Genomic DNA, 285 nt, shown 5'->3' with positions numbered 1-285 from the left:
CCCGTCATATTTGTAACTGCGCTTACCGAAGAAGAGTCTGAAGAAAAAGGCTTTGCTATGGGCGCAATTGACTACATACACAAACCTTACAAGCTAGCGCTCGTTAGAGCACGCATTCGCACTCATATTACCGCTCAAGGCATGCTAGATAGGCTTATAGAAAAAAACTTTGACCTGCACGACAAACTACTTGAAATTGAGTCACTGGCGAAAGAATTAAGTCAGCGTGAAGAAGAATTAAAAGAACTCTCCTCAAAACAAAAGTTATTTTATCAAGCCCTAACG

The 285-nt window shown here is 41.1% G+C and carries 1 pseudogene; it reads left to right on the top strand.

The annotated features are described in order from the left end of the window. Positions 1 to 285: pseudogene (locus tag AAEY88_RS12945) on the top strand (hypothetical protein); the annotation flags it as partial.

Source organism: Psychrobacter sp. CAL346-MNA-CIBAN-0220 (genome assembly GCF_040309805.1).
Taxonomy (GTDB): domain Bacteria; phylum Pseudomonadota; class Gammaproteobacteria; order Pseudomonadales; family Moraxellaceae; genus Psychrobacter.
The sequence above is the reverse complement of the archived record's forward strand: the minus strand, read 5'-3'. Positions and strand labels throughout refer to the sequence as shown.